This window comes from Escherichia sp. Marseille-Q3837 (assembly GCF_916618735.1).
Classification (GTDB): domain Bacteria; phylum Pseudomonadota; class Gammaproteobacteria; order Enterobacterales; family Enterobacteriaceae; genus Escherichia; species Escherichia ruysiae.
In genome coordinates this window covers 434,734-460,847 of record NZ_CAKAKC010000001.1, presented here as the reverse complement: position 1 = coordinate 460,847, position 26,114 = coordinate 434,734, and the positions used below count along the sequence as shown (strand labels likewise).

Below are 26,114 nucleotides of genomic sequence, written 5' to 3'. Positions count from 1 at the left end.
TAAAAGATAAACGAGGAAACAAATGGCTCGTACAACACCCATCGCACGCTACCGTAACATCGGTATCAGTGCGCACATCGACGCCGGTAAAACCACTACTACCGAACGTATTCTGTTCTACACCGGTGTAAACCATAAAATCGGTGAAGTTCATGACGGCGCTGCAACCATGGACTGGATGGAGCAGGAGCAGGAACGTGGTATTACCATCACTTCCGCTGCGACTACTGCATTCTGGTCTGGTATGGCTAAGCAGTATGAGCCGCATCGCATCAACATCATCGACACCCCGGGGCACGTTGACTTCACAATCGAAGTAGAACGTTCCATGCGTGTTCTCGATGGTGCGGTAATGGTTTACTGCGCAGTTGGTGGTGTTCAGCCGCAGTCTGAAACCGTATGGCGTCAGGCAAACAAATATAAAGTTCCGCGCATTGCGTTCGTTAACAAAATGGACCGCATGGGTGCGAACTTCCTGAAAGTTGTTAACCAGATCAAAACCCGTCTGGGCGCGAACCCGGTTCCGCTGCAGCTGGCGATTGGTGCTGAAGAACATTTCACCGGTGTTGTTGACCTGGTGAAAATGAAAGCTATCAACTGGAACGACGCTGACCAGGGCGTAACCTTCGAATACGAAGATATCCCGGCAGACATGGTTGAACTGGCTAACGAATGGCACCAGAACCTGATCGAATCCGCAGCTGAAGCTTCTGAAGAGCTGATGGAAAAATACCTGGGTGGTGAAGAACTGACTGAAGCAGAAATCAAAGGTGCTCTGCGTCAGCGCGTTCTGAACAACGAAATCATCCTGGTAACCTGTGGTTCCGCGTTCAAGAACAAAGGTGTTCAGGCGATGCTGGATGCGGTAATTGATTACCTGCCATCCCCGGTTGACGTACCTGCGATCAACGGTATCCTGGACGACGGTAAAGACACTCCGGCTGAGCGTCACGCAAGTGATGACGAGCCGTTCTCTGCACTGGCGTTCAAAATCGCTACCGACCCGTTTGTTGGTAACCTGACCTTCTTCCGTGTGTACTCCGGTGTGGTTAACTCTGGTGATACCGTACTGAACTCCGTGAAAGCTGCACGTGAGCGTTTCGGTCGTATCGTTCAGATGCACGCTAACAAACGTGAAGAGATCAAAGAAGTTCGCGCGGGCGACATCGCTGCTGCAATCGGTCTGAAAGACGTAACTACTGGTGACACCCTGTGTGACCCGGATGCGCCGATCATTCTGGAACGTATGGAATTCCCTGAGCCGGTAATCTCCATCGCAGTTGAACCGAAAACCAAAGCTGACCAGGAAAAAATGGGTCTGGCTCTGGGCCGTCTGGCTAAAGAAGACCCGTCTTTCCGTGTATGGACTGACGAAGAATCTAACCAGACCATCATCGCGGGTATGGGTGAGCTGCACCTCGACATCATCGTTGACCGTATGAAGCGTGAATTCAACGTTGAAGCGAACGTAGGTAAACCGCAGGTTGCTTACCGTGAAACTATCCGCCAGAAAGTTACCGATGTTGAAGGTAAACACGCGAAACAGTCTGGTGGTCGTGGTCAGTATGGTCATGTTGTTATCGACATGTACCCGCTGGAGCCGGGTTCTAACCCGAAAGGCTACGAGTTCATCAACGACATTAAAGGTGGTGTAATCCCTGGCGAATACATCCCGGCCGTTGATAAAGGTATCCAGGAACAGCTGAAAGCAGGTCCGCTGGCAGGCTACCCGGTAGTAGACATGGGTATTCGTCTGCACTTCGGTTCTTACCATGACGTTGACTCCTCTGAACTGGCGTTTAAACTGGCTGCTTCTATCGCCTTTAAAGAAGGCTTTAAGAAAGCGAAACCAGTTCTGCTTGAGCCGATCATGAAGGTTGAAGTAGAAACTCCGGAAGAGAACACCGGTGACGTTATCGGTGACTTGAGCCGTCGTCGTGGTATGCTCAAAGGTCAGGAATCTGAAGTTACTGGCGTTAAGATCCACGCTGAAGTACCGCTGTCTGAAATGTTCGGATATGCAACTCAGCTGCGTTCTCTGACCAAAGGTCGCGCATCATACACTATGGAATTCCTGAAGTATGATGAAGCGCCGAGTAACGTTGCTCAGGCCGTAATTGAAGCCCGTGGTAAATAAGCCTCAGGGTTAATACCAAAGTCCCGTGCTCTCTCCTGAAGGGGAGAGCACTATAGTAAGGAATATAGCCGTGTCTAAAGAAAAATTTGAACGTACAAAACCGCACGTTAACGTTGGTACTATCGGCCACGTTGACCACGGTAAAACTACTCTGACCGCTGCAATCACCACCGTACTGGCTAAAACCTACGGCGGTGCTGCTCGTGCATTCGACCAGATCGATAACGCGCCGGAAGAAAAAGCTCGTGGTATCACCATCAACACTTCTCACGTTGAATACGACACCCCGACCCGTCACTACGCACACGTAGACTGCCCGGGGCACGCCGACTATGTTAAAAACATGATCACCGGTGCTGCTCAGATGGACGGCGCGATCCTGGTAGTTGCTGCGACTGACGGCCCGATGCCGCAGACTCGTGAGCACATCCTGCTGGGTCGTCAGGTAGGCGTTCCGTACATCATCGTGTTCCTGAACAAATGTGACATGGTTGATGACGAAGAGCTGCTGGAACTGGTTGAAATGGAAGTTCGTGAACTTCTGTCTCAGTACGACTTCCCGGGCGACGACACTCCGATCGTTCGTGGTTCTGCTCTGAAAGCGCTGGAAGGCGACGCAGAGTGGGAAGCGAAAATCCTGGAACTGGCTGGCTTCCTGGATTCTTACATTCCGGAACCAGAGCGTGCGATTGACAAGCCGTTCCTGCTGCCGATCGAAGACGTATTCTCCATCTCCGGTCGTGGTACTGTTGTTACCGGTCGTGTAGAACGCGGTATCATCAAAGTTGGTGAAGAAGTTGAAATCGTTGGTATCAAAGAGACTCAGAAGTCTACCTGTACTGGCGTTGAAATGTTCCGCAAACTGCTGGACGAAGGCCGTGCTGGTGAGAACGTAGGTGTTCTGCTGCGTGGTATCAAACGTGAAGAAATCGAACGTGGTCAGGTACTGGCTAAGCCGGGCACCATCAAGCCGCACACCAAGTTCGAATCTGAAGTGTACATTCTGTCCAAAGATGAAGGCGGCCGTCATACTCCGTTCTTCAAAGGCTACCGTCCGCAGTTCTACTTCCGTACTACTGACGTGACTGGTACTATCGAACTGCCGGAAGGCGTAGAGATGGTAATGCCGGGCGACAACATCAAAATGGTTGTTACCCTGATCCACCCGATCGCGATGGACGACGGTCTGCGTTTCGCAATCCGTGAAGGCGGCCGTACCGTTGGCGCGGGCGTTGTAGCTAAAGTTCTGAGCTAATTACTCGTTAATTAGTTTTGAATTGAAAAGGGCGCTTCGGCGCCCTTTTTGCATATGAAAGCTGGGACGCGAATATTCGTAATTTTATCTGTGCTAAATATCTAATTCATAAATATTACCAGATACACATATTTTTAATGCAAATATATTAAATTTAATAAAACTTTATTTATTCAGGCTTTTTTCTGATTTTTATTTCTTTGTTTTATTCTATGTTGAAGCGTTCCATTAAAAAGTAAATAATTTCATTGAAGGACTTAATGTCTTGAAGTATTTTTTAATACGTCAAAAGGGATAATAATGAAATTAAATACATTTACCAAATCAATGATTGGTATGGGGTTGATTTGCTCCTCTTTACCAGCATTTGCTTTGGAAGCATGGAATAACCAACAAGGTGGAAGTAAATATCAGGTTATTTTCGATGGTAAGGTTTATGAAAATGCCTGGTGGGTTTCTTCTACAAATTGCCCCGGTAAAGCGAAAGCAAATGATGCAACTAACCCGTGGCGTTTAAAGCGTACGGCAACGGCTGCTGAAATTAGCCAGTTTGGCAATACGCTTTCCTGCGAAAAGAGCAGTAGCTCATCTTCTTCAACTTCAAATACGCCTGCATCCAATACGCCAACTAATGGTGGTTCAACTACACCAGCACAAGGTACTGTTCCATCAAATTCATCTGTTGTTGCCTGGAATAAACAGCAGGGCGGTCAGACCTGGTATGTCGTCTTTAATGGCGCGGTATATAAAAATGCCTGGTGGGTAGCTTCTTCTAACTGTCCGGGCGATGCGAAAGGCAATGATGCCAGCAATCCATGGCGTTATGTCCGTGCCGCTACGGCAACGGAAATCACGCAAACCAGTAATCCACAGTCCTGTACTTCAGCATCACAGCCTGCACCGGATGTGAAACCAGCACCGGACGTTAAACCGGCTCCTGATGTTCAGCCAGCCCCAGCTGATAAGTCAAACGACAACTATGCTGTCGTAGCCTGGAAAGGTCAGGAAGGTTCTTCTACATGGTACGTTATCTACAACGGCGGCATTTATAAGAACGCCTGGTGGGTAGGCGCGGCAAATTGCCCAGGCGATGCGAAAGAAAACGACGCCAGCAATCCATGGCGCTATGTTCGTGCGGCAACGGCAACAGAAATCACTCAGTATGGCAATCCAGGCTCCTGCTCTGTTAAGCCGGACAATGGTGGTGCTGTGACTCCGGTTGATCCGGCGCCGGTAACACCAGATACTCCGGTTACCCCAACTCCGGATAACAACGAGCCATCAACACCAGCGGATAGCAGTAACGATTACTCATTACAGGCATGGAGTGGTCAGGAAGGTAGCGAAATTTACCATGTTATCTTCAATGGTAATGTCTATCAGAATGCCTGGTGGGTTGGTTCTAAAGATTGCCCGCGTGGCACCAGCGCTGAGAACTCCAATAACCCATGGCGTCTCGTGCGTACAGCTACCGCTGCGGAAATGAGTCAGTACGGTAACCCGACTACCTGTGAAATTGATAACGGCGGCGTTATCGTTGCAGATGGCTTCCAGGCCAGTAAAGCGTACAGTGCGAACAGCATTGTAGATTATAACGATGCGCATTATAAAACGTCAGTGGATCAGGACGCGTGGGGCTTTGTTCCTGGCGGCGATAACCCGTGGAAGAAATACGAATCGGCAAAAGCGTGGTCTGCATCGACAGTCTACGTGAAAGGCGATCGTGTGGTGGTTGATGGTCAGGCATATGAAGCCTTGTTCTGGACACAAAATGATAACCCTGCGCTGGTTGCGAACCAGAACGCCACCGGTAGCAATAGCCGCCCGTGGAAGCCATTGGGTAAAGCACAGAGCTATAGCAGCGACGAGCTGAAAAATGCGCCAGAGTTTAATCCAGCGACGCTTTATGCCAGCGATACGCTGATTCGCTTCAATGGCGTGAACTATATTTCTCAAAGTAAAGTGCAGAAGGTTTCACCATCTGACAGCAACCCGTGGCGTGTCTTTGTTGACTGGACCGGAACCAAAGAGCGCGTAGGTACGCCGAAGAAAGCGTGGCCGAAACACGTATATGCACCGTATGTCGACTTTACGCTGAATACAATCCCGGATCTGGCTGCGCTGGCTAAGAATCATAACGTCAACCACTTCACGCTGGCGTTTGTGGTGAGTAAAGATGCGAACACCTGTCTGCCGACATGGGGTACTGCTTACGGTATGCAGAATTACGCTCAGTACAGCAAAATTAAAGCTCTGCGTGAAGCAGGCGGCGATGTGATGCTGTCTATCGGTGGTGCTAATAACGCTCCGCTGGCGGCTTCCTGTAAGAACGTTGACGATCTGATGCAGCATTATTATGACATCGTTGATAACCTGAATCTCAGAGTCCTGGACTTCGATATCGAAGGCACCTGGGTTGCGGATCAGGCATCTATTGAACGTCGTAACCTTGCCGTGAAGAAGGTGCAGGATAAATGGAAGTCAGAAGGCAAAGATATTGCTATCTGGTACACCTTGCCAATTCTGCCGACTGGCTTGACGCCGGAAGGGATGAACGTCCTGAGCGATGCCAAAGCGAAAGGTGTTGAGCTGGCGGGTGTGAACGTGATGACGATGGACTACGGTAACGCAATTTGTCAGTCTGCAAATACCGAAGGCCAGAACATCCACGGTAAGTGTGCAACGTCGGCGATTGCCAATCTGCATTCACAATTGAAAGGCCTCCATCCCAACAAGAGCGATGCAGAAATTGACGCCATGATGGGCACCACGCCGATGGTTGGCGTGAACGACGTTCAGGGTGAAGTTTTCTATCTCTCTGATGCTCGTCTGGTCATGCAGGATGCGCAAACTCGCAACCTCGGCATGGTGGGTATCTGGTCAATCGCGCGTGATCTGCCGGGCGGCACTAACCTGTCTCCGGAATTCCACGGTCTGACTAAAGAACAAGCTCCGAAGTACGCATTCAGTGCGATCTTCGCGCCGTTTACTAAGCAGTAAATTTGCTGGCGATACTTTCTGGTATCGCCGCATTTTTTGTCAATGGGCTACATTTTTGTAGCCCATTATTTTTATTCATATTTCTATTTTTTGATTAAAAAAGAGTCTTTTCGTAATTGAAATAAGAACTATTTTCATTTATTTTTGAAGAAAGTATACGGGAGTCTCTATGTACGTTTGTCTTTGTAATGGTATCAGTGATAAAAAAATTCGTCAGGCTGTGCGCCAGTTTTCTCCCCACTCGTTCCAGCAATTAAAAAAATTTATTCCGGTTGGAAACCAGTGCGGTAAATGTGTCAGAGCCGCACGTGAGGTGATGGAGGATGAATTAATGCAGCTGCCGGAGTTTAAGGAGTCCGCATAAAACGGAGTGTGTTTTTTGACTTACTCGTAAGCCGTTCTACGCTTCAAAGAGTGGAAGCGAAGGAGTCAAAAAATGAAAGGTGATACTAAAGTTATAAATTATCTCAACAAACTGTTGGGAAATGAGCTTGTCGCAATCAATCAGTACTTTCTCCATGCCCGGATGTTTAAAAACTGGGGGCTCAAACGTCTCAATGATGTGGAGTACCATGAATCCATTGATGAGATGAAACACGCCGATCGTTATATAGAGCGCATTCTTTTTCTGGAAGGTCTTCCAAATTTACAGGATCTGGGAAAACTAAACATTGGTGAAGATGTTGAGGAAATGCTGCGTTCTGATCTGGCACTTGAGCTGGATGGCGCGAAGAATTTACGCGAGGCAATTGGTTATGCCGATAGCGTTCATGATTACGTCAGCCGCGATATGATGATAGAAATTCTGCGTGATGAAGAAGGCCATATTGACTGGCTGGAAACGGAACTTGATTTGATTCAGAAAATGGGCCTGCAAAATTATTTGCAAGCACAGATTCGTGAAGAAGGCTAAGCCATGTCGGGAGGGACATTCCTCCCGGTTAATAAGAGATCCAGACCAGATACGTCAGGTTTATCATACTACCGAGCGCAAGCCACGGGCCGAATGCAATTGTGGTGATGGTCTGACGCTGCCACAGTTGTGATGCGATGGCGTAAAAAATGCCTCCCAGCGAGGCAATAAGTAATATCATTGGTAGCGTTTGCCAACCACACCACGCCCCTGCTGCGGCCAGTAGCTTGAAATCACCGTAACCTAATCCCTCTTTGTGGCATACAAACCACACCCCCCAGAAAACACACCACAGTACCCCATATCCAGCTACCGCGCCGTAAATCGCATCATGTAAATCAACTAATCCAGACTGCGCATTAAATAACAAGCCAAGCCAGAGCAGTGGCAAGGTGAGTTTGTCGGGCAGGAGCTGGGTACGAAAATCAATAACACTGAGCGTGATTGCAAAGCAGAAGTAGAGAAAGAGTGCGCCAGTCACGATCGGCATGAAAGGTGCCAGGGCGCAGGCGATTGCCGCAACCACGCAAAGTGCCATAGGCAACGTGTCATGCCAGACATATTTTTTTTGCCTGAAATGAACCAAAACCTGGCGAAAAGTTAACGCCGTTTTATCCTCCAAAGGCGAGAGGTGATAGGCCACGGCATTCACCAGGTAACCAGCAATAAAGCCAGCCAGAATGAAGAGCGGCAGTAGCATTGTCATTATTGTTGCCCTCTGAAGGATAAATGCTTGAGGGTGATCTCTTCGTTTCCGGCAAGGGTAAATTGAAGATCCTCAATAACAATACCGTATGTTATCTGTGCCGTAGTCAGCCAGCGGGAGACGTTTTCGAGGGGGAATGTGGCAGGATGAATTGTCAGCGTATCGTCCGGGCCATTCTCTAGCGTAATAGCTAAATTCTCACGCTTTGCTTCCTCAAGAAGGATATTTTTGACCGGTTGCCTGAGCGTGGGATGGTCAAGTAATCCATGTGCACTCGCCTGGTCTTGCATCCATTTAATATCCTTTTTAATTTTTTGTATGCGGGATTGATGATCCGCAATGTAGTTATCGATAGGTTTTATTACCGCAAGCCAGCAGAAAACGCAGAGCGAGAGAATCGCCAGCCCTATAATAATTTGTTTTTCCGATGGGGATTTTTCAGTCCACCATAATTTAATCATTTCCCTGTACTCCTTACTGTCCATACACCACTGACCGGATCTTTTTCTGTTTTTTCCATCGGAAGCCAGGACTGTGTTAACTCACAGAAACGATCAATATTGCCTTCGTTTTTCGAACTTATTTTCAAAATCAGTGATTTTTGCTTCTGACTGTAATTGGCTTCCATTAATTGCAGTTCAGGATGTTCCAGTAAGAGTGTTTGCAAATGATGGAGCAATGGCACCGCTTCAGGATATTGCTGGGCGAGTTGCTGCTTGAAGTAAAAACGAAAGTTGTGCGTTCGTTTGATCTGCGGGAAATATTGTTGCCAGGTTTCCTGCTGTTGTTGCTGAAGCTGGTCTTCAATCCCAAGCGTCTGCCAGAGTACGATTCCCCGACTACCAGCAAAAGAGAGAATGGCAAAAATGAGACTGCTTACTGCCAGCCTGGCGAGCCATTTTCCCGATCTGCTGACAGTTTTCTGTTTGCGAAAAACACCATGCAGCATGTCGTAGTGCTGGAGAGAATGATTGGCAGAATAAAAACGTAATGCTGGAGATTCTGCATGTTGGATAAGCGAATCGACCGGCACGATATCTGGAGCCGCTGTGCCAAAACAGATGACATTTTCAGGAGAAAACTGGGTGGCAAGATGCTGTAACCAGCGTTCATCAAGCTCGTTGAAGGCATGTGCAGCACTGCGAATCAGCCAGCTCGTTTGCTGGTTAACCAGAGTCCAGGAGCCTTCTTTCCAGGGAAGGTAACAACCATCTGGCAAAACCCGCGTCACGTTTAGTCCGGCAGTGTGTAAACGGTCAAGATAACGACTGAGTTTTTCCGACTGGATACCTATCACTTCCACTCGGTCATTTTGTTTATCAACAACCGTCCAGTGCCAGTTTTGGCTGGCGTCGGGTAACGTCTCCTCCGCCAGCCACTGTAATGTTTGCGCGGTGAGTTTGTATTTGGCGTTGGGCAACGTGAGTGAACGATATAAAAGACCTTCCGGTGGGATCAGAAGATGAACATTTCCTGCACCGGGCTGATCGGCCAGCGACTCCAGCGGAAGATCGTCTGTGAGCGTATGTACTGAAGATACGCTATCTGCGGAGTATGTCATCCACTCCCATTGCTTACGTAGCGTCGAGGAAGAACGTATTACCATCAACGATTCAGGCATCACGATCCTTATGATTAATAGAGTTGCAGCGTACGCCGATAGATTTGGGCGCTCTGCTGTTTACGGTTGAAGAAAATATGGCTCTGCCATCCTTGGGATTGCTCGTCGCTGATACTTTCCGTATTCAGCGTAAAATAGCGGCTATAGGGAAAGAGATGTTCTTTCACCTGAGAAACCAAGGGCTTCACGCCGGAGAAATCCTGCTGTGCCCAGTAGAGAAATGCATCTGTGGTTAACCAGCCTTCCTTTGGTCGCTTTTGTAATAAGACCTGTGCGTCCGCGTCCGTGATATTGTTGAGAAATAATGCTCTTAATAACGGGATATCATTCTCAGTTAACATATTAAGATTAATGTTGAGTTCAGTGGTTGGGAGGACGCAGACATAAGGAATAATTCGCTGGTAGGCGTTCTCGGTTATTCCTTTTATCTGACGGAGTTCACCAGTCAGAAAAAGCATCTGATTGGCACTATGCCGGGGCGGCGTCTGGCTTTGGTAAAAGTTATCTTCTGCGCCGTGAAAGCGTGGTGAATCATCAGCGTCGATATAGTCAGCGATTGATTGCACGATCTCATCGGTGTTTCCGCGATCGATACCGGCGTTAATCAGCAGCGCACTGAATACCTGGGCGGGGAAATCAGGGGAAGCCAGCGGGTCGTCAGAGATTTTTGCTAACGCATTGAGATTAAAACAGTGCTGGGCATCGCGTAACTGCCACTTCACTGTATTGCCATTTTCCAGCTGCAACTGTTGCGGTTGTGCCCAGTACTGCTGCAACGTGGTTTGTCTGTCGTTATCTTTAACGTCCTGGGTGAGGCTGGCAAGCGCAAGTTTCTCCGCCAGTTCAATATCATATTGCCGTTGCAAATGATGGTTTACCTGGCGGGTTCGCTGAAGCTGGTTGTGAAAACTCAGTGTCATATCCGCAGCCAGAGCGGACATGAGCGCCAGTAACATGAGTACGATGAGCAGCGCGACGCCACGTTGTTCAATATTCATGTTATTCGCCCCTGGCCTGGTTTTGCTGCGGAGACTCTTCTCTTGTTAATAGCTCCGGCAAAGCAAAACGACGCTGTAACGCGCCATACTGCGGGGTATTCAGATGAAGAGTGACGGAGAGGGGAAGCTCCTCGCTTTCCCCGCTGTTACTTTCCAGAAGGAAGCCTTCGACATTTTCCAGCATTGCCTGGGCGGGTTGATCCTTCATGCTATCGACAGAGGTACGAACCGCGCGGTAGAGCGTATGATTTCGTAGATACCAGTGAACTGTTTGTAAGGTTTGCGCTTCATTGAGAGGAGCCTGTGGATCGCGACTCTGCGTGGTGAAAATGGCCTCTTCACCCAAAACTATGCTTTTGTCCGTTCCCCGATTCCGGCGAATGACAAGTTGCAGGAGATCGTTATCAAGAATGGTGATGGCGCGCTGAAGCTGATTGAACTGCTGGATTTCTTTCTGTGAGCGTTGATGCAACTCGGAAGCTTGCGAAAAAATCATAAACGCCAGCACGCTAAGCATTGAGAAAATCGCCAGCGCCGCCATGACTTCCAGCAATGTGAAACCCTGCTGGCGATTAATCATCTTGCGCCTGCCCGGATTTATTATCGATATTTTGATAACGCGTAAGAGAGGTTGTCTGACCGCTGGGTAATGTAACGGTTATGGTGCGTTCCAGAAGCGTACCATCTTTGCTTGAGTGGATATCGCTGCGCCAGTTCCACTCTTCGCCATTTATTATCTCTTTGCCAGAACTGGACGTGTTTTCCTCGTCGAATGTATCTTGCAACTGAAGTTGGTTATCCGCTATCCACAACGCCAGCGTCTCGTTACGCATCCGCTCGATGGCATTTCTTTGCCCTTGCATACTGCTCATTAAGGTCAAAGCAACTGTGGTGAAAATGCTCATCGCCAGTAAGACTTCAAGTAATGTCATCCCTGATTGTTTGTTCATGGCCGGGTATCTCTGGCAAGCGTTTGATCCAGTGGCCATGTCCCTGAGCATACCAGTGTCAGGAGTGGCTCACCGGTCTCCTGGTTAGCAATCAATATGGAGAATGGGGTGATTTGCCCATCGGCCAGAATCACCACCTGCGGTTGGCTGCTGTCATCCGATTTAAATGGCTGGGTGTGAATCGCAATTTCATCACTCCAGTGATTTTCGCTATCGTCATCCGCATCCTCTTTGAGCGGGATCCAGAGCCAACTTGACGAATTTCTGGTTGGTGCCATAAGACGCCAGCCTGAATCAGAGAAATGGATACCGACCGGCTGCCCGTGAAGCGTGGCGCGGTCGACGGCCAGTTCAAGCGCAGCGGTAAATTGCGCTGCTGTTTCGCGCGCACGGGTGCTGGCGGTATCTTCCCGACCATATGTGAAGAGCACCACGCTTGCCGTGATAGCGACCAGCGCCAGCACCAGCATCATTTCCAGCAGGGTAAACCCGCGTTGCTGATTCATCGCTGACTTATTTTTTCTTCTTGCTCAAACCCCAGTTGGTAATGTCGTCCTCGGTTCCCATTTCACCGTCCGGTCCAGCGGAAAGGAGATCGTATGCACCGTGTTCACCAGGATTAACAAGGACATAATCATTGCCCCAGGGATCGGCAGGCAGACGCTTGATATAACCTTCTTTGTTATAGTTTGCAGCCAGCGGTGGTAGTGTCGGTGCTTCGACTAAGGATTCAAGCCCCTGATTTGTGGTTGGATAGCGATGATTGTCGAGTTTGTACATATCCAGGGCGTTTTCCAGTGCCACGATATCGCTGACGGCTTTTTGTTTATCCGCCTTTTCTTTATTGCCCATCAGGTTGGGAACTACCAGGCTGGCAAGTACGCCAATGATGACAATAACCACCATAATTTCCAGTAATGTAAAACCGCGTTGCTTATCCGTTGCGTGCATATATTTTCCTTAATTAATCATTGAGTTAAGTTGAAGAAGAGGTTGGAGTACCGAGACGACGATAAACAGGACGATCAGTGCCATCGTAATAATGAGTGCAGGTTCGAAGATGGAGAGCGTTAAGGCGATTCGGTTTTGTTGCAGCGTCTCCTGGTTGTCCGCTGCCCTGACCATTAATGTGCCGAGCTGCCCGCTTTTTTCGCCAGAGGCCACCATGTAGAGCATCATTGGCGGGAAGATTGCGGTTTGCTCCAGCGAAAGATGAATGCTGTTACCCTGGCGAACGTTCTCTGCCGCATTTGCTAGGCGTCGGCGAATTTCGAGGTTGCTGAGGCTTTCGGTGGATAAATTCATCCCATCAAGCAGAGGGACTCCGCTGGATTGTAAAATACTTAAGGTGCGGAGATAGCGTGCACTGTTTATGGCGCAAATCAGTGGACCAATGAGCGCAACACGCAGCAGCATGGCATGAAAACGATGGCGGTTATTGCCGTGTTTTAACCAGAGCCAGAAACCTACAGCGACAATAAACACCGTCGCTAATAATGTCGGGCCGGTACGTTGCAACGTGTCGCTCAGACCTAAAAGAATGCGTGTACTCAGCGGCAGTTGCTGCTTCATATGCACGAACTGTTCGGTAATTTTGGGCACGACAGCAGTGAGGAGAATAATCACGACCACAATCGCCACCGTGGTGAGCATGCAGGGGTAGATCAGCGACTGAATGAGTTTGCTGCGGATTTTCTGCCGGTTTTCATTGTAATCAGCCAGTTTTTCCAACACCGGAGCCAGAAGCCCGCTCTTTTCGCCCGCTTTGACCAGGGTACGGTAGAGCGAATCGAAAAGCGTGGGAAAATGCTGTAATGCATCGGAAAGGGGATGCCCTTCAAGGATGGCGCTACGTACCTGATTTAACACGTCAGTCAGTCGTTTATTACTGCTTTGCTGACCGATTACGGCAAGGCTCTCTTCCAGGGGGAATGCCGCCGCGCTTAAGGTTGCCAACTGCCGGGTGAAAAGCGTCAGTTCACTATGGCTAATCCTCGGGCGACGCGTTTTTACACCCGAACTTTTTTGGGGGCGAATATCCAGCAGGAAAAGCCCTTCTTCACGCAGCCGCAGCCGCGCCTGACGTTCATCGTTAGCATCAATGATCCCCTGCAATTTTTGACCATCCTGGGTCATGGCGCGATAGCGATAATTCATGCTTCACTCTCCAGCGTGACGCTGGCGACGCGCATCACTTCATCCCAGGAGGTGTCTCCACTTATCACTTTGTGCAGGCCATTTTTGATTAAGGCATTGTGTTGCTGCCGAACCAGTCGCTCCAGAGCTTGTTCATCCACATTTTCATGAACAGCAGCTCGTAATTCCGGTGTAATAACCATCATTTCGTGGATCGCCATGCGCCCCAGATAGCCGGATTGATGGCAGTGAGGACAGCCAACGGGAGTGCCAATCGTAGTAACAGTTAGCTGGTGATGTGTAAACATCTGCGCTTGTTGGGGGGATACAGGAGTGAATTGTCGGCATTGCGGACAAAGACGACGAACCAGCCGTTGCGCGGTAATTCCTGCCAGGGAAGACGAAAGTAGAAATGATTCGACGCCCATGTCGCGGAGCCGGGTCACTGCGCCTGATGCGCTGTTAGTGTGGAGTGTTGAGAGCACCAGATGGCCGGTGAGCGAAGCCTGAACAGCAATCTGCGCGGTTTCTGTATCACGAATTTCCCCAACCATCACAACATCCGGATCCTGGCGAAGAATGGCGCGCAAGCCGCGAGCGAAAGACATATCCACTCGGGTATTCACCTGCGTTTGTCCTATGCCTTCCAGTTCATATTCCACGGGATCTTCTACCGTCAGAATATTGCGGCCAGGGGTATTAAGCGCCGAAAGAATGGCGTAGAGCGTGGTGCTTTTACCGGAACCTGTCGGCCCGGTCACCAGGATAATACCGTGCGGAAGCTGAATGAGATTTTCTAAATCCTGCTTATCCGCAGCCGTCATCCCCAGATTGTTCAATGAAAGCTGGAGGCTGTTTTTATCCAGCAGGCGGAGCACGGCGCGTTCACCATAGATGGACGGCAGTGTGGATACGCGGACATCTATGTTACGTCGCCCGATACGCAAACTGATTCTTCCATCCTGCGGAATACGTTTTTCGGCGATATCAAGCCGAGCCATGACCTTTATTCGGGAGATAAGCAACGCTGCCAGTTTTTTGTTTGGCTGTAAAATTGTCCGCAGAACGCCGTCAATGCGAAAACGGATCGACATTGTTTTTTCATAGGTTTCAATGTGGATGTCGGAGGCGGTTTCTTTAATAGCCTCACTTAAAATGGCGTTGATTAAACGGATAACCGGTGCGGCTGAATCTTCATTCAGTAGATCTTCATTCGCAGGCATTTCTTCTGAGAGGGAGAGGAGATCGACGGATTGATCAATATCCTGCGCAATCTGTTGCGACTCACCAGTGTTCTGATGGAATACCGCTTCCAGCCGTGCTTCAAAATCAGCCTGCGACAAGCGGGTCATGGTATGGCACTGACCAACCTGGCGCTGAATATCGAGTAACTGCTCGAATGGTGTACCGGCGAGATAAATAATCTCCCCCTCTGAATAGAGATAACCGACTCTTTGTGCCATTGCCCAACTGGCAGGGTATGGTGAGTGAATTCTCATGTGAATGCCTCACCGCGACGATGACACAGGGGGGTGGCTGTTGAACGTGTTTTCATCCAGCACCGGTAAATCTTCAGAGCCAACCAATGCTTTTGATTTCGCGTCTATTCGTTGTTGTTGCTCCTGACGGTAGCGGGTGTATTTATCTTTCGACAGTGAGCGATAAACATCATCGTCACGGATAATCGTCGGTCGGATAAATACCATCAGGTTGCGTTTGGCGCGCTCGGTCGAGGTATAGCGGAAGAGTTGCCCCACTAAAGGAATATCGCCAAGTAAAGGAACCTTTGACACTTGCTCTTTAGAAAAATCATCCAGCAATCCGCCCAGGACTACCGTTTCACCGGTTTTAACCAGCACGGCGTTTTGAATAGTTCGGGTGTTAAATGTCGGGCCGAGCGTCGAATTAGACGAAGAGTCAACGCTGGAAACCTCCTGCTCTATTTCGAGCAGTACCGCGTCGCCTTCATTGACCTGCGGAGTGACTTTGAGTTTTGTGCCCACCGTTTTGCGTTCGACGGTATTAAAGACGTTATCCCCAGAAGTGGTCTGGGAGCCGGATAGCACCGGCACATCCTGACCAACGTTGAAGGACGCGAGTTTATTATCCAGCGTTACGATGCTCGGGGTGGCGAGGATATCATTTTTATTGTTACTAGCCAGCGCAGTCAGCAATACGCCCCAGTCGCCATTGAAGAAGCCTGCGGCCATGCCATTGTAGGCGCTAAACATATCCCAGGCAGGATTCGCGCTGGTGATCCCGCCATTCTTTTTATAATCAGCCACACCTTGCGCAGCGTTAAATATCGGTAATCCTGTATTGGTAAATTGCTGTGCGCCAACGTTTTTATTCGCCCATTGCACGCCGAGGTTAAGTCCATTTCCATCCTGAACTTCGACGATGATCGCCTCAACCAGCACCTGTGCACGACGAATATCCAGACGCGCAATTACCGTGGCGAGTTTTTCCTGGACGGACTGGTCAGCGGTAATGACCAACGAGTTGGTCTGTTCATCGGCGGTAATGGCAACATTATCCATCGCAGAAGAAGACGAAGGCTTACGCGCATTTCCTTTTTCATCTTTCAGCTTTTCGGAAACGCCGGTCAATACTTCGACCAGATTTGTGGCTTTAGCATATTTCAGGTAATAGACCCGGGTATTTCCTTCCTCGCTCTCTTCTACATCAAGTGTTTTCAGTAATGAGGTGATGCGCTGACGTGCTTTTTCCGGCCCGCTGATGATAAGAGAGTTGGTTCGCTTATCCGCCACAATCTTCGCGGAAAGGAGGGCAGGCATCTGGCTTTTACCGTGGCTTTCGCTGATTAATTGATTAAGAATCTCGGCGAGATCTTCCGCTGACGCGTATTCCAGATGAATAATTTGCTGCTTCTCTGTGCCGATGACATCAACGCGCTTTATCACTTCAATCAGTTTATTAATGGTGGAGGCACGACCGGTCAGAATGAGAACGTTGGAGGGTTCATAATGCACAACGTTACCGACGCTGCCGCCATCCATCATTTGACGCAGCAGGGGAGCCAGGTCACGAGCAGGAACGTTCTCAAGCGGTACGATTCGGGTGACCAACTCATCACCTATGCCTGGACGATAACTGTCAGCAATCATTCCTGGCGATGTTTTTACATTAGCTGAGCGCACCACTTTCAGAAAACCATTGTCCAGCGTGATGACGGAATAGCCGTAAAGATCAAGAATGCTCAAAAAGAACTGGTAGTACTCTTGCTGACTAAACGTATCATTACTGCGTACGGAAATGGTTCCTTGAACCGAGGGATCAATCAGAATTGTTTTACCCAGATGCTGGCTTACAATTTCCACGAACTGACGGATATCAGCATTATTGAAATTGGCCCCGTATTGTTCGTTCTCAGTATGCCCGACGGAAGGCATAAGTAGCGCCGCCAACAGGCAACATGTGATTTTATTTAATCCCTTCATCACTCTGTCCATTCATTCCAGTAAGTTCCCTGACGGAAACATTTATCAAGCGGGGTACGCCGTTGCGACGAATTGTAAACTGCGCGCTCTGTTGGGTTAGCAGTAAACTTAATGCCTGGGAAACCTCATCAGGGAGGGTCAGTGAAAGATTGTTGATTCTAAGGGCGACATCGCCAGGTTGCAGTAAGCTGGTAGCAAATGCATCGCGCCCTTTACGCGGATTCAATCGAAGGCCAAATAATTGATCCCCGTCACGAATAGGCGTCGCGATAATAAAATCTGCGAGCACACTTTGAGTATCAGAGTCAGGTTGCTCGATAACGTCCGGTAATCCCGGATGAAGCGTGACTTTTTCGAACTGTCCGTGAGTTTCAAAAACCACGCTGGTTTTATTTATTTTTCGGATGAATGTTGCCGGTGCTGACTCCAGGGCATCGTTCAGGGCATATCGCTTTTGTTCTGCGCCTTCATTAACTAAAACATAAGATGTCTCATCATTAGACGTCAGAATGATACCACTGAGTACGACAGAAAGCTTTGGCGTTTCTTGTTGGGCAGAAATCAGATGTGTGTCTTTTATACCCGCGTTACTGCCATTACGCCATAAACCCGCAAGGTTGAAATCAGATTTAAATGCGCCACCTGGTTGGTTAATGATTTGTGCATTTTTGACCAGGTTTGTGTGGAAATAATTTATATTAAAAATAACCGCCACCACACTTATGGATATCATCAATATATAAATGACTGTGCGTCTATTATGAATTGCCAGATGGAAGGAGAAAGGTAGGGTTGGCACGATATATATTCTAATAAAATAAATTGGGTGGGTTGTATATTGACGTTACTATAAATAGTATTAATGCTGGTTGAATGAATCAAGCAAAATTTATTTATATTCAGTTAACGCATTAATATCAATAAATGCATTCGATATTTTTATGATTAAGGATAATCGATTATTATTACAGGAAGTATTATGTCTACAAGAAGAGAAGTTATCCTTGCCTGGCTTCGTGAGGAGAATCGATCCTGGCGGATATGCTATCTGTCGGGCGAGGCCGGAAGTGGAAAATCCTGGTTAGCGAAGCAATTGCAAAATGATACCCATCGTCGAGTGATTACTTTAAGCCTTGTCGTGTCCTGGCAAGGTAAAGCTGCATGGGTTGTTATTGACGATAGCGCAAATAAAGAAGGAAGCCGCGATCTCGCCTGGAGGCGAGATGAGATGGGCGTGGAATTACTGCGGACGTTCCAGCAAGTGGAAAGCCGTAATCCTCTTATTATTGTTGAAAATGCTCATCTGAATCACCGCTGTGTTCTCGATGATATCCAACGCGCGAGGAGCCTTATTCCCGATTGTCAGTTTTTGCTCGTTGGCAGATCAAATCGAAAAGTTGAACGTTACGTTGAAGCCAGAGGCATTGAAATAATTACGTCAGGAGCACTGACAGAACACGAACTTCGACAAAGTATCCTTGAAGGACACCACATCGACCAGCCCGATGCCCTGTTAACAAGTAAGGTACTGAAGCGGATCGCTGCACTTTGCAAAGGCGATCGCAGAAGGCTGGCGCAGGCAGGCGAAACAATTTGCTTATTACAACAAAGCGAGCAGACCAGCGCATTCACGGCAAAACAATGGCGAACAATTTACCGGGCATTGGGTGATAAGCGGAGCCGGAAAATGTGTTGGGCTGGGGGGATGAGTGGAACCGTAATTGCTCTTGTCGGTGGTTGGCTGATGCTGTCCTCGTTTATATCTCCCTTACCGATTCCTTCGTGGTTGATGCCAGTAGCGCCATCAATAAAAGAAGAGATGACACAGGATATTTTCCGTACAGTGATGCGCGATAGTGATGCGCTAAGCGTGTTATATGGTGTGTGGGGGTACGATGTTCCGGCCGATTCAGCCTGGTGCGACCACGCTGTTAGAGCAGGCCTGACTTGTAAAAGTGGTAAGGCGTCACTTCAGGCGTTAATAGATCAGAACCTGCCCTGGATAGCGTCGCTTAATGTCGCAAATAAAAAATTGCCCGTCGTCGTCATTCGGGTCGGCGATGACTCTATAGATGTACTTATAGGGCAGCAGACCTGGACGTTAACGCGTAAATGGTTTGAGACGGTGTGGGCGGGTGATTATCTCCTGCTATTGAAAATGTCTCCGAAAGGTGAAAGCACAATTACGCGCGACAGTAGCGAGGAAGAGATTCTTTGGCTGGAAACAATGTTGAATCGTGCTCTCCATATTTCGACTGAACCCTCGACAGAATGGCGACCGCTGCTGGTAGAAAAAATTAAGCAATTTCAGAAGATTAATCACTTAAAAGCTGACGGCGTTGTTGGCTCTTCAACATTGGTGCATCTCTGGCAGGTGGCAGGGGAGAGCGCGTATCTATATCGGGATGAAGTCAATATTTCCCCGGACGAAACAGGGAAGGGAAAATAAGATGTTTGAATTCTATTTTGCCGCACATCAGCAGCGAGAAAGTGGTCAGCGAGTGACTGTCCAGCTACAAAAACATGGCAAAACGAAGTATGCCATTTGGGCGCTGGTGACAAGCCTTTGGTTCGCAGGAATGGTGTTGGCTGGGGGGTATGCCCAGCAGTTATGGGCGATATGGATAGTTAAAACGGAAAATTCAGTAGAAGAAGCACCACCTTATAAACAATCAACACAACATTATTTCTTCAAAAAACAGCCATTGCCTATCGTCGTCGAACCTGCCGAGGATGACGCGGACGAAGATGCCACGATAGAAAATGAGGCGTCGTCTTCAGAGGATGAAGGTACAGCTACAGGAGAAAGCGAGGAAAAAGCCGGTTTAAGAGAGCGAGTGAAAAATGCACTCAATGAGTTACAGCAATAATCTGCCCGTTGTTTACTTTACTAGCAATACGCTTGCGTTCGATGGTTAAGTATGTATAATGCGCGGGCTTGTCGTAGTTGACAGCAGGTTCAATCTGAACCTCAGTTAGCCGAATTTGGCTACCTAACAATGCTCCCAATCGGGGAGCTACGTAAGAACGGTTACACTCTCCCATCAATCGTAATGGGTCTGAGGAGTAATCATTTTCGTTTATAAAATAATTGGAGCTCTGGTCTCATGCAGAACCAAAGAATCCGTATCCGCCTGAAAGCGTTTGATCATCGTCTGATCGATCAAGCAACCGCGGAAATCGTCGAGACTGCCAAGCGCACTGGTGCGCAGGTCCGTGGTCCGATCCCGCTGCCGACACGCAAAGAGCGCTTCACTGTTCTGATCTCTCCGCACGTCAACAAAGACGCGCGCGATCAGTACGAAATCCGTACTCACTTGCGTCTGGTTGACATCGTTGAGCCAACCGAGAAAACCGTTGATGCTCTGATGCGTCTGGATCTGGCTGCCGGTGTAGACGTGCAGATCAGCCTGGGTTAATCAGGTCATTGAGCGATTGAGAGGTTGAAACAATGATTGGTTTAGTCGGTAAAAAAGTGGGTATGACCCGTATCTTCACAGAAGACGGCGTTTCTATCCCAGTAACCGTAATCGAAGTTGAAGCAAACCGCGTTACTCAGGTTAAAGACCTGGCTAACGATGGCTACCGTGCTATTCAGGTAACCACCGGTGCTAAAAAAGCTAACCGTGTGACCAAGCCTGAAGCTGGCCACTTCGCTAAAGCTGGCGTAGAAGCTGGCCGTGGTCTGTGGGAATTCCGCCTGGCTGAAGGCGAAGAGTTCACTGTAGGTCAGAGCATTAGCGTTGAACTGTTTGCTGACGTTAAAAAAGTTGACGTAACTGGCACCTCTAAAGGTAAAGGTTTCGCAGGTACCGTTAAGCGCTGGAACTTCCGTACCCAGGACGCTACTCACGGTAACTCCTTGTCTCACCGCGTTCCGGGTTCTATCGGTCAGAACCAGACTCCGGGCAAAGTGTTCAAAGGCAAGAAAATGGCAGGTCAGATGGGTAACGAACGTGTAACCGTTCAGAGCCTTGACGTAGTACGCGTTGACGCTGAGCGCAACCTGCTGCTGGTTAAAGGTGCTGTCCCGGGTGCAACCGGTAGCGACCTGATCGTTAAACCAGCTGTGAAGGCGTAAGGAGATAGCAATGGAATTAGTATTGAAAGACGCGCAGAGCGCGCTGACTGTTTCCGAAACTACCTTCGGTCGTGATTTCAACGAAGCGCTGGTTCACCAGGTTGTTGTTGCTTATGCAGCTGGTGCTCGTCAGGGTACTCGTGCTCAGAAGACTCGTGCTGAAGTAACTGGTTCCGGTAAAAAACCGTGGCGCCAGAAAGGCACCGGCCGTGCGCGTTCTGGTTCTATCAAGAGCCCGATTTGGCGTTCTGGTGGCGTGACCTTCGCTGCTCGTCCGCAGGACCACAGTCAAAAAGTTAACAAGAAGATGTACCGCGGCGCGCTGAAAAGCATCCTGTCCGAACTGGTACGTCAGGATCGTCTGATCGTTGTCGAGAAGTTCTCTGTAGAAGCGCCGAAAACTAAGCTGCTGGCACAGAAACTGAAAGACATGGCTCTGGAAGATGTGCTGATCATCACCGGTGAGCTGGACGAAAACCTGTTCCTGGCTGCGCGCAACCTGCACAAGGTTGACGTACGCGATGCAACTGGTATCGACCCGGTTAGCCTGATCGCCTTCGACAAAGTCGTAATGACTGCTGATGCTGTTAAGCAAGTTGAGGAGATGCTGGCATGATTCGTGAAGAACGTCTGCTGAAGGTGCTGCGTGCACCGCACGTTTCTGAAAAAGCGTCTACTGCGATGGAAAAATCCAACACCATCGTACTCAAAGTTGCTAAAGACGCGACCAAAGCAGAAATCAAAGCTGCTGTGCAGAAACTGTTTGAAGTCGAAGTCGAAGTCGTTAACACCCTGGTAGTTAAAGGGAAAGTTAAACGTCACGGACAGCGTATCGGTCGTCGTAGCGACTGGAAAAAAGCTTACGTCACCCTGAAAGAAGGCCAGAATCTGGACTTCGTTGGCGGCGCTGAGTAAGTCGGAGGAGTAATACAATGGCAGTTGTTAAATGTAAACCGACATCTCCGGGTCGTCGCCACGTTGTTAAAGTGGTTAACCCTGAGCTGCACAAGGGCAAACCTTTTGCTCCGTTGCTGGAAAAAAACAGCAAATCCGGTGGTCGTAACAACAATGGCCGTATCACCACTCGTCATATCGGTGGTGGCCACAAGCAGGCTTACCGTATTGTTGACTTCAAACGCAACAAAGACGGTATCCCGGCAGTTGTTGAACGTCTTGAGTACGATCCGAACCGCTCCGCGAACATCGCGCTGGTTCTGTACAAAGACGGTGAACGCCGTTACATCCTGGCCCCTAAAGGCCTGAAAGCTGGCGACCAGATTCAGTCTGGCGTTGATGCTGCAATCAAACCAGGTAACACCCTGCCGATGCGCAACATCCCGGTTGGTTCTACTGTTCACAACGTAGAAATGAAACCAGGTAAAGGCGGTCAGCTGGCACGTTCCGCTGGTACTTACGTTCAGATCGTTGCTCGTGATGGTGCATATGTCACCCTGCGTCTGCGTTCTGGTGAAATGCGTAAAGTCGAAGCAGACTGCCGTGCAACTCTGGGCGAAGTTGGCAATGCTGAGCATATGCTGCGCGTTCTGGGTAAAGCAGGTGCTGCACGCTGGCGTGGTGTTCGTCCGACCGTTCGCGGTACCGCGATGAACCCGGTAGACCACCCACATGGTGGTGGTGAAGGTCGTAACTTTGGTAAGCACCCGGTAACCCCGTGGGGCGTTCAGACCAAAGGTAAGAAGACCCGCAGCAACAAGCGTACTGATAAATTTATCGTACGTCGCCGTAGCAAATAATTTTAGAGGATAAGCCATGCCACGTTCTCTCAAGAAAGGTCCTTTTATTGACCTGCACTTGCTGAAGAAGGTAGAGAAAGCGGTGGAAAGCGGAGACAAGAAGCCCCTGCGCACTTGGTCCCGTCGTTCAACGATCTTTCCTAACATGATCGGTTTGACCATCGCTGTCCATAATGGTCGTCAGCACGTTCCGGTATTTGTAACCGACGAAATGGTTGGTCACAAACTGGGTGAATTCGCACCGACTCGTACTTATCGCGGCCATGCTGCTGATAAAAAAGCGAAAAAGAAATAAGGTAGGAGGAAGAGATGGAAACTATCGCTAAACATCGCCATGCTCGTTCTTCTGCTCAGAAGGTTCGCCTTGTTGCTGACCTGATTCGCGGTAAGAAAGTGTCGCAGGCTCTGGATATTCTGACCTACACCAACAAGAAAGCGGCTGTACTGGTTAAGAAAGTTCTGGAATCTGCCATTGCTAACGCTGAACACAACGATGGCGCTGACATTGACGATCTGAAAGTTACGAAAATTTTCGTAGACGAAGGCCCGAGCATGAAGCGCATTATGCCGCGTGCAAAAGGTCGTGCAGATCGCATCCTGAAGCGCACCAGCCACATCACTGTGGTTGTGTCCGATCGCTGAGACTCTGGAGACTAGCAATGGGTCAGAAAGTACATCCTAATGGTATTCGCCTGGGTATTGTAAAACCATGGAACTCTACCTGGTTTGCGAACACCAAAGAATTCGCTGACAACCTGGACAGCGATTTTAAAGTACGTCAGTACCTGACTAAGGAACTGGCTAAAGCGTCCGTATCTCGTATCGTTATCGAGCGTCCGGCTAAGAGCATCCGTGTAACCATTCACACTGCTCGCCCGGGTATCGTTATCGGTAAAAAAGGTGAAGACGTAGAAAAACTGCGTAAGGTCGTAGCGGACATCGCTGGCGTTCCTGCACAGATCAACATCGCCGAAGTTCGTAAGCCTGAACTGGACGCAAAACTGGTTGCTGACAGCATCACTTCTCAGCTGGAACGTCGCGTTATGTTCCGTCGTGCTATGAAGCGTGCTGTACAGAACGCAATGCGTCTGGGCGCTAAAGGTATTAAAGTTGAAGTTAGCGGCCGTCTGGGCGGCGCGGAAATCGCACGTACCGAATGGTACCGCGAAGGTCGCGTACCGCTGCACACTCTGCGTGCTGACATCGACTACAACACCTCTGAAGCGCACACCACTTACGGTGTAATCGGCGTTAAAGTGTGGATCTTCAAAGGCGAGATCCTGGGTGGTATGGCTGCTGTTGAACAACCGGAAAAACCGGCTGCTCAGCCTAAAAAGCAGCAGCGTAAAGGCCGTAAATAAGGAGCGTCGCTGATGTTACAACCAAAGCGTACAAAATTCCGTAAAATGCACAAAGGCCGTAACCGCGGTCTGGCGCAGGGTACGGATGTTAGCTTCGGCAGCTTCGGTCTGAAAGCTGTTGGCCGTGGTCGTCTGACTGCCCGTCAGATCGAAGCAGCACGTCGTGCTATGACCCGTGCAGTTAAGCGTCAAGGTAAGATCTGGATCCGTGTGTTCCCGGACAAACCGATCACTGAAAAGCCGCTGGCAGTGCGTATGGGTAAAGGTAAAGGTAACGTGGAGTATTGGGTTGCCTTGATTCAGCCGGGTAAAGTCCTGTATGAAATGGACGGTGTTCCGGAAGAGCTGGCCCGTGAAGCATTCAAGCTGGCAGCAGCGAAACTGCCGATTAAAACCACCTTTGTAACTAAGACGGTGATGTAATGAAAGCAAAAGAGCTGCGTGAGAAGAGCGTTGAAGAGCTGAACACCGAGCTGCTGAACCTGCTGCGTGAGCAGTTCAACCTGCGTATGCAGGCTGCAAGTGGCCAGCTGCAACAGTCTCACCTGTTGAAGCAAGTGCGTCGCGATGTCGCACGCGTTAAGACTTTACTGAACGAGAAGGCGGGTGCGTAATGACCGATAAAATCCGTACTCTGCAAGGTCGCGTTGTTAGCGACAAAATGGAGAAATCCATTGTTGTTGCTATCGAACGTTTTGTGAAACACCCGATCTACGGTAAATTCATCAAGCGTACGACCAAACTGCACGTACATGACGAGAACAACGAATGCGGTATCGGTGACGTGGTTGAAATCCGCGAATGCCGTCCGCTGTCCAAGACTAAATCCTGGACGCTGGTTCGCGTTGTAGAGAAAGCGGTTCTGTAATACAGTACACTCTCTCGATACGAATAAACGGCTCAGAAATGAGCCGTTTATTTTTTCTACCCATATCCTTGAAGCGGTGTTATAATGCCGCGCCCTCGATATGGGGATTTTTAACGACCTGATTTTCGGGTCTCAGTAGTAGTTGACATTAGCGGAGCACTAAAATGATCCAAGAACAGACTATGCTGAACGTCGCCGACAACTCCGGTGCACGTCGCGTAATGTGTATCAAGGTTCTGGGTGGCTCGCACCGTCGCTACGCAGGCGTAGGCGACATCATCAAGATCACCATCAAAGAAGCAATTCCGCGTGGTAAGGTCAAAAAAGGTGATGTGCTGAAGGCGGTAGTGGTGCGCACCAAGAAGGGTGTTCGTCGCCCGGACGGTTCTGTCATTCGCTTCGATGGTAATGCTTGTGTTCTTCTGAACAACAACAGCGAGCAGCCTATCGGTACGCGTATTTTTGGGCCGGTAACTCGTGAGCTTCGTAGTGAGAAGTTCATGAAAATTATCTCTCTGGCACCAGAAGTACTCTAAGGAGCGAATCATGGCAGCGAAAATCCGTCGTGATGACGAAGTTATCGTGTTAACCGGTAAAGATAAAGGTAAACGCGGTAAAGTTAAGAATGTCCTGTCTTCCGGCAAGGTCATTGTTGAAGGTATCAACCTGGTTAAGAAACATCAGAAGCCGGTTCCGGCCCTGAACCAACCGGGTGGCATCGTTGAAAAAGAAGCCGCTATTCAGGTTTCCAACGTAGCAATCTTCAATGCGGCAACCGGCAAGGCTGACCGTGTAGGCTTTAGATTCGAAGACGGTAAAAAAGTCCGTTTCTTCAAGTCTAACAGCGAAACTATCAAGTAATTTGGAGTAGTA

Annotated in this window: 32 protein-coding genes; 20 read left to right on the top strand and 12 right to left on the bottom strand. The window is 49.1% G+C overall.

What is annotated here, in order from left to right; translation table 11 throughout:
• Nucleotides 1-22 precede the first annotated feature (22 nt).
• The 5 genes from fusA (at nucleotide 23) to bfr (ending at nucleotide 7,305) form a co-directional block, all read left to right on the top strand.
• On the top strand, nucleotides 23-2,137 hold the full coding sequence (gene fusA / locus LG381_RS02235; protein ID WP_000124700.1) for an elongation factor G: 2,115 nt from the start codon (nucleotides 23-25) through the stop codon (nucleotides 2,135-2,137).
• A 70-nt stretch (nucleotides 2,138-2,207) separates the two neighbouring features.
• Nucleotides 2,208-3,392, top strand: a complete 1,185-nt coding sequence (tuf, locus tag LG381_RS02230) for an elongation factor Tu (RefSeq protein WP_000031784.1) — start codon at nucleotides 2,208-2,210, stop codon at nucleotides 3,390-3,392.
• Nucleotides 3,393-3,692: 300 nt separating this feature from the next.
• The gene (chiA, locus tag LG381_RS02225; RefSeq protein WP_225761968.1) at nucleotides 3,693-6,392 is read left to right on the top strand and encodes a bifunctional chitinase/lysozyme; all 2,700 of its coding nucleotides are present in this window, start codon (nucleotides 3,693-3,695) and stop codon (nucleotides 6,390-6,392) included.
• Between the two features lie 169 nt (nucleotides 6,393-6,561).
• The gene (bfd, locus tag LG381_RS02220) at nucleotides 6,562-6,756 is read left to right on the top strand and encodes a bacterioferritin-associated ferredoxin (protein WP_000289085.1); all 195 of its coding nucleotides are present in this window, start codon (nucleotides 6,562-6,564) and stop codon (nucleotides 6,754-6,756) included.
• Nucleotides 6,757-6,828: 72 nt separating this feature from the next.
• Nucleotides 6,829-7,305 (top strand): bacterioferritin, encoded by a 477-nt coding sequence (gene bfr, locus LG381_RS02215; protein WP_000675504.1) that lies wholly within the window; start codon nucleotides 6,829-6,831, stop codon nucleotides 7,303-7,305.
• Nucleotides 7,306-7,333: 28 nt separating this feature from the next.
• On the opposite strand, the gene LG381_RS02210 is transcribed toward bfr, so the two are convergent.
• From LG381_RS02210 to gspC, 12 genes are read right to left on the bottom strand one after another with little or no spacing between them, the layout of a single operon-like run.
• Nucleotides 7,334-8,011, bottom strand: a complete 678-nt coding sequence (locus LG381_RS02210; protein ID WP_225761967.1) for an A24 family peptidase — start codon at nucleotides 8,009-8,011, stop codon at nucleotides 7,334-7,336.
• Nucleotides 8,011-8,472, bottom strand: coding sequence for a type II secretion system protein M (locus tag LG381_RS02205; RefSeq protein ID WP_000594195.1), 462 nt, complete (start codon nucleotides 8,470-8,472; stop codon nucleotides 8,011-8,013). The genes LG381_RS02210 and LG381_RS02205 overlap by 1 nt, the downstream gene beginning before the upstream one ends.
• Nucleotides 8,469-9,632, bottom strand: a complete 1,164-nt coding sequence (gene gspL, locus LG381_RS02200) for a type II secretion system protein GspL (RefSeq protein ID WP_105280489.1) — start codon at nucleotides 9,630-9,632, stop codon at nucleotides 8,469-8,471. The genes LG381_RS02205 and gspL overlap by 4 nt, the downstream gene beginning before the upstream one ends.
• 14 nt (nucleotides 9,633-9,646) lie before the next feature.
• Nucleotides 9,647-10,630 (bottom strand): type II secretion system minor pseudopilin GspK, encoded by a 984-nt coding sequence (gspK, locus tag LG381_RS02195; RefSeq protein ID WP_225761966.1) that lies wholly within the window; start codon nucleotides 10,628-10,630, stop codon nucleotides 9,647-9,649.
• 1 nt (nucleotide 10,631) lies between these two features.
• Nucleotides 10,632-11,210, bottom strand: coding sequence for a type II secretion system minor pseudopilin GspJ (gspJ, locus tag LG381_RS02190; protein WP_225761965.1), 579 nt, complete (start codon nucleotides 11,208-11,210; stop codon nucleotides 10,632-10,634).
• Nucleotides 11,203-11,580, bottom strand: a complete 378-nt coding sequence (gspI, locus tag LG381_RS02185; protein ID WP_001041751.1) for a type II secretion system minor pseudopilin GspI — start codon at nucleotides 11,578-11,580, stop codon at nucleotides 11,203-11,205. Before gspI ends, gspJ begins: the two co-directional genes overlap by 8 nt.
• Entirely contained in the window at nucleotides 11,577-12,086 is a 510-nt protein-coding gene (gene gspH / locus LG381_RS02180) for a type II secretion system minor pseudopilin GspH (RefSeq protein WP_001076041.1), read from the bottom strand. Before gspH ends, gspI begins: the two co-directional genes overlap by 4 nt.
• Nucleotides 12,087-12,093: 7 nt before the next feature.
• On the bottom strand, nucleotides 12,094-12,531 hold the full coding sequence (gspG, locus tag LG381_RS02175) for a type II secretion system major pseudopilin GspG (RefSeq protein WP_000543367.1): 438 nt from the start codon (nucleotides 12,529-12,531) through the stop codon (nucleotides 12,094-12,096).
• Between the two features lie 9 nt (nucleotides 12,532-12,540).
• The gene (gene gspF, locus LG381_RS02170; protein ID WP_225761964.1) at nucleotides 12,541-13,737 is read right to left on the bottom strand and encodes a type II secretion system inner membrane protein GspF; all 1,197 of its coding nucleotides are present in this window, start codon (nucleotides 13,735-13,737) and stop codon (nucleotides 12,541-12,543) included.
• On the bottom strand, nucleotides 13,734-15,215 hold the full coding sequence (gspE, locus tag LG381_RS02165; protein ID WP_225761963.1) for a type II secretion system ATPase GspE: 1,482 nt from the start codon (nucleotides 15,213-15,215) through the stop codon (nucleotides 13,734-13,736). Before gspE ends, gspF begins: the two co-directional genes overlap by 4 nt.
• A gap of 9 nt (nucleotides 15,216-15,224) precedes the next feature.
• The gene (gene gspD / locus LG381_RS02160) at nucleotides 15,225-17,177 is read right to left on the bottom strand and encodes a type II secretion system secretin GspD (protein WP_085461314.1); all 1,953 of its coding nucleotides are present in this window, start codon (nucleotides 17,175-17,177) and stop codon (nucleotides 15,225-15,227) included.
• Nucleotides 17,161-17,976 carry a type II secretion system protein GspC gene (gene gspC / locus LG381_RS02155; RefSeq protein ID WP_001142681.1) on the bottom strand — a complete coding sequence of 272 codons (816 nt, stop codon included), beginning with the start codon at nucleotides 17,974-17,976 and terminating at the stop codon, nucleotides 17,161-17,163. The genes gspD and gspC overlap by 17 nt, the downstream gene beginning before the upstream one ends.
• Before the next feature lie 180 nt (nucleotides 17,977-18,156).
• Between gspC and LG381_RS02150 the strand changes: the two genes are divergently transcribed.
• The 15 genes from LG381_RS02150 to rplX all read left to right on the top strand — a co-directional run bounded on the left by LG381_RS02150 (nucleotide 18,157) and on the right by rplX (nucleotide 26,102).
• Nucleotides 18,157-19,626, top strand: a complete 1,470-nt coding sequence (locus tag LG381_RS02150; RefSeq protein ID WP_225761962.1) for a peptidoglycan-binding protein — start codon at nucleotides 18,157-18,159, stop codon at nucleotides 19,624-19,626.
• Nucleotide 19,627: 1 nt separating this feature from the next.
• Nucleotides 19,628-20,047: a general secretion pathway protein GspB gene (locus tag LG381_RS02145; RefSeq protein WP_105290749.1), complete on the top strand. Its 420-nt coding sequence runs from the start codon at nucleotides 19,628-19,630 to the stop codon at nucleotides 20,045-20,047.
• Between the two features lie 237 nt (nucleotides 20,048-20,284).
• Entirely contained in the window at nucleotides 20,285-20,596 is a 312-nt protein-coding gene (gene rpsJ / locus LG381_RS02140; protein ID WP_001181004.1) for a 30S ribosomal protein S10, read from the top strand.
• Between the two features lie 32 nt (nucleotides 20,597-20,628).
• Entirely contained in the window at nucleotides 20,629-21,258 is a 630-nt protein-coding gene (gene rplC / locus LG381_RS02135; RefSeq protein WP_000579833.1) for a 50S ribosomal protein L3, read from the top strand.
• Between the two features lie 10 nt (nucleotides 21,259-21,268).
• Nucleotides 21,269-21,874: a 50S ribosomal protein L4 gene (gene rplD, locus LG381_RS02130; protein ID WP_000424395.1), complete on the top strand. Its 606-nt coding sequence runs from the start codon at nucleotides 21,269-21,271 to the stop codon at nucleotides 21,872-21,874.
• Nucleotides 21,871-22,173: a 50S ribosomal protein L23 gene (gene rplW, locus LG381_RS02125; RefSeq protein WP_000617544.1), complete on the top strand. Its 303-nt coding sequence runs from the start codon at nucleotides 21,871-21,873 to the stop codon at nucleotides 22,171-22,173. Before rplD ends, rplW begins: the two co-directional genes overlap by 4 nt.
• A 17-nt stretch (nucleotides 22,174-22,190) precedes the next feature.
• Nucleotides 22,191-23,012, top strand: coding sequence for a 50S ribosomal protein L2 (rplB, locus tag LG381_RS02120; RefSeq protein ID WP_000301864.1), 822 nt, complete (start codon nucleotides 22,191-22,193; stop codon nucleotides 23,010-23,012).
• 16 nt (nucleotides 23,013-23,028) lie between these two features.
• On the top strand, nucleotides 23,029-23,307 hold the full coding sequence (rpsS, locus tag LG381_RS02115; protein ID WP_001138117.1) for a 30S ribosomal protein S19: 279 nt from the start codon (nucleotides 23,029-23,031) through the stop codon (nucleotides 23,305-23,307).
• A gap of 14 nt (nucleotides 23,308-23,321) precedes the next feature.
• Nucleotides 23,322-23,654 (top strand): 50S ribosomal protein L22, encoded by a 333-nt coding sequence (rplV, locus tag LG381_RS02110; protein ID WP_000447529.1) that lies wholly within the window; start codon nucleotides 23,322-23,324, stop codon nucleotides 23,652-23,654.
• Between the two features lie 17 nt (nucleotides 23,655-23,671).
• Entirely contained in the window at nucleotides 23,672-24,373 is a 702-nt protein-coding gene (gene rpsC / locus LG381_RS02105; RefSeq protein WP_000529945.1) for a 30S ribosomal protein S3, read from the top strand.
• 12 nt (nucleotides 24,374-24,385) lie between these two features.
• Nucleotides 24,386-24,796, top strand: a complete 411-nt coding sequence (gene rplP / locus LG381_RS02100) for a 50S ribosomal protein L16 (RefSeq protein ID WP_000941212.1) — start codon at nucleotides 24,386-24,388, stop codon at nucleotides 24,794-24,796.
• Nucleotides 24,796-24,987 carry a 50S ribosomal protein L29 gene (gene rpmC / locus LG381_RS02095; protein ID WP_000644741.1) on the top strand — a complete coding sequence of 64 codons (192 nt, stop codon included), beginning with the start codon at nucleotides 24,796-24,798 and terminating at the stop codon, nucleotides 24,985-24,987. The genes rplP and rpmC overlap by 1 nt, the downstream gene beginning before the upstream one ends.
• Complete coding sequence (gene rpsQ, locus LG381_RS02090; RefSeq protein WP_000130100.1) at nucleotides 24,987-25,241, top strand: 30S ribosomal protein S17; 255 nt, start codon at nucleotides 24,987-24,989, stop codon at nucleotides 25,239-25,241. Before rpmC ends, rpsQ begins: the two co-directional genes overlap by 1 nt.
• Nucleotides 25,242-25,405: 164 nt before the next feature.
• Nucleotides 25,406-25,777, top strand: coding sequence for a 50S ribosomal protein L14 (gene rplN, locus LG381_RS02085; RefSeq protein WP_000613955.1), 372 nt, complete (start codon nucleotides 25,406-25,408; stop codon nucleotides 25,775-25,777).
• Between the two features lie 10 nt (nucleotides 25,778-25,787).
• Nucleotides 25,788-26,102 carry a 50S ribosomal protein L24 gene (gene rplX, locus LG381_RS02080; RefSeq protein ID WP_000729185.1) on the top strand — a complete coding sequence of 105 codons (315 nt, stop codon included), beginning with the start codon at nucleotides 25,788-25,790 and terminating at the stop codon, nucleotides 26,100-26,102.
• The last annotated feature ends 12 nt before the right edge of the window (nucleotides 26,103-26,114 follow it).

Excerpts from the sequence above, each read along its gene's own strand:
- fusA (WP_000124700.1), top strand. The coding sequence starts at position 23 with ATGGCTCGTACAACACCCATCGCACGCTACCGTAACATCGGTATCAGT.
- chiA (WP_225761968.1), top strand. The coding sequence starts at position 3,693 with ATGAAATTAAATACATTTACCAAATCAATGATTGGTATGGGGTTGATT.
- bfd (WP_000289085.1), top strand. The coding sequence starts at position 6,562 with ATGTACGTTTGTCTTTGTAATGGTATCAGTGATAAAAAAATTCGTCAG.
- bfr (WP_000675504.1), top strand. The coding sequence starts at position 6,829 with ATGAAAGGTGATACTAAAGTTATAAATTATCTCAACAAACTGTTGGGA.
- LG381_RS02210 (WP_225761967.1), bottom strand. The coding sequence starts at position 8,011 with ATGACAATGCTACTGCCGCTCTTCATTCTGGCTGGCTTTATTGCTGGT.
- LG381_RS02205 (WP_000594195.1), bottom strand. The coding sequence starts at position 8,472 with ATGATTAAATTATGGTGGACTGAAAAATCCCCATCGGAAAAACAAATT.
- gspL (WP_105280489.1), bottom strand. The coding sequence starts at position 9,632 with ATGCCTGAATCGTTGATGGTAATACGTTCTTCCTCGACGCTACGTAAG.
- gspK (WP_225761966.1), bottom strand. The coding sequence starts at position 10,630 with ATGAATATTGAACAACGTGGCGTCGCGCTGCTCATCGTACTCATGTTA.
- gspJ (WP_225761965.1), bottom strand. The coding sequence starts at position 11,210 with ATGATTAATCGCCAGCAGGGTTTCACATTGCTGGAAGTCATGGCGGCG.
- gspI (WP_001041751.1), bottom strand. The coding sequence starts at position 11,580 with ATGAACAAACAATCAGGGATGACATTACTTGAAGTCTTACTGGCGATG.
- gspH (WP_001076041.1), bottom strand. The coding sequence starts at position 12,086 with ATGAATCAGCAACGCGGGTTTACCCTGCTGGAAATGATGCTGGTGCTG.
- gspG (WP_000543367.1), bottom strand. The coding sequence starts at position 12,531 with ATGCACGCAACGGATAAGCAACGCGGTTTTACATTACTGGAAATTATG.
- gspF (WP_225761964.1), bottom strand. The coding sequence starts at position 13,737 with ATGAATTATCGCTATCGCGCCATGACCCAGGATGGTCAAAAATTGCAG.
- gspE (WP_225761963.1), bottom strand. The coding sequence starts at position 15,215 with ATGAGAATTCACTCACCATACCCTGCCAGTTGGGCAATGGCACAAAGA.
- gspD (WP_085461314.1), bottom strand. The coding sequence starts at position 17,177 with ATGAAGGGATTAAATAAAATCACATGTTGCCTGTTGGCGGCGCTACTT.
- LG381_RS02150 (WP_225761962.1), top strand. The coding sequence starts at position 18,157 with ATGTCTACAAGAAGAGAAGTTATCCTTGCCTGGCTTCGTGAGGAGAAT.
- LG381_RS02145 (WP_105290749.1), top strand. The coding sequence starts at position 19,628 with ATGTTTGAATTCTATTTTGCCGCACATCAGCAGCGAGAAAGTGGTCAG.
- rpsJ (WP_001181004.1), top strand. The coding sequence starts at position 20,285 with ATGCAGAACCAAAGAATCCGTATCCGCCTGAAAGCGTTTGATCATCGT.
- rplC (WP_000579833.1), top strand. The coding sequence starts at position 20,629 with ATGATTGGTTTAGTCGGTAAAAAAGTGGGTATGACCCGTATCTTCACA.
- rplD (WP_000424395.1), top strand. The coding sequence starts at position 21,269 with ATGGAATTAGTATTGAAAGACGCGCAGAGCGCGCTGACTGTTTCCGAA.
- rplW (WP_000617544.1), top strand. The coding sequence starts at position 21,871 with ATGATTCGTGAAGAACGTCTGCTGAAGGTGCTGCGTGCACCGCACGTT.
- rplB (WP_000301864.1), top strand. The coding sequence starts at position 22,191 with ATGGCAGTTGTTAAATGTAAACCGACATCTCCGGGTCGTCGCCACGTT.
- rpsS (WP_001138117.1), top strand. The coding sequence starts at position 23,029 with ATGCCACGTTCTCTCAAGAAAGGTCCTTTTATTGACCTGCACTTGCTG.
- rplV (WP_000447529.1), top strand. The coding sequence starts at position 23,322 with ATGGAAACTATCGCTAAACATCGCCATGCTCGTTCTTCTGCTCAGAAG.
- rpsC (WP_000529945.1), top strand. The coding sequence starts at position 23,672 with ATGGGTCAGAAAGTACATCCTAATGGTATTCGCCTGGGTATTGTAAAA.
- rplP (WP_000941212.1), top strand. The coding sequence starts at position 24,386 with ATGTTACAACCAAAGCGTACAAAATTCCGTAAAATGCACAAAGGCCGT.
- rpmC (WP_000644741.1), top strand. The coding sequence starts at position 24,796 with ATGAAAGCAAAAGAGCTGCGTGAGAAGAGCGTTGAAGAGCTGAACACC.
- rpsQ (WP_000130100.1), top strand. The coding sequence starts at position 24,987 with ATGACCGATAAAATCCGTACTCTGCAAGGTCGCGTTGTTAGCGACAAA.
- rplN (WP_000613955.1), top strand. The coding sequence starts at position 25,406 with ATGATCCAAGAACAGACTATGCTGAACGTCGCCGACAACTCCGGTGCA.
- rplX (WP_000729185.1), top strand. The coding sequence starts at position 25,788 with ATGGCAGCGAAAATCCGTCGTGATGACGAAGTTATCGTGTTAACCGGT.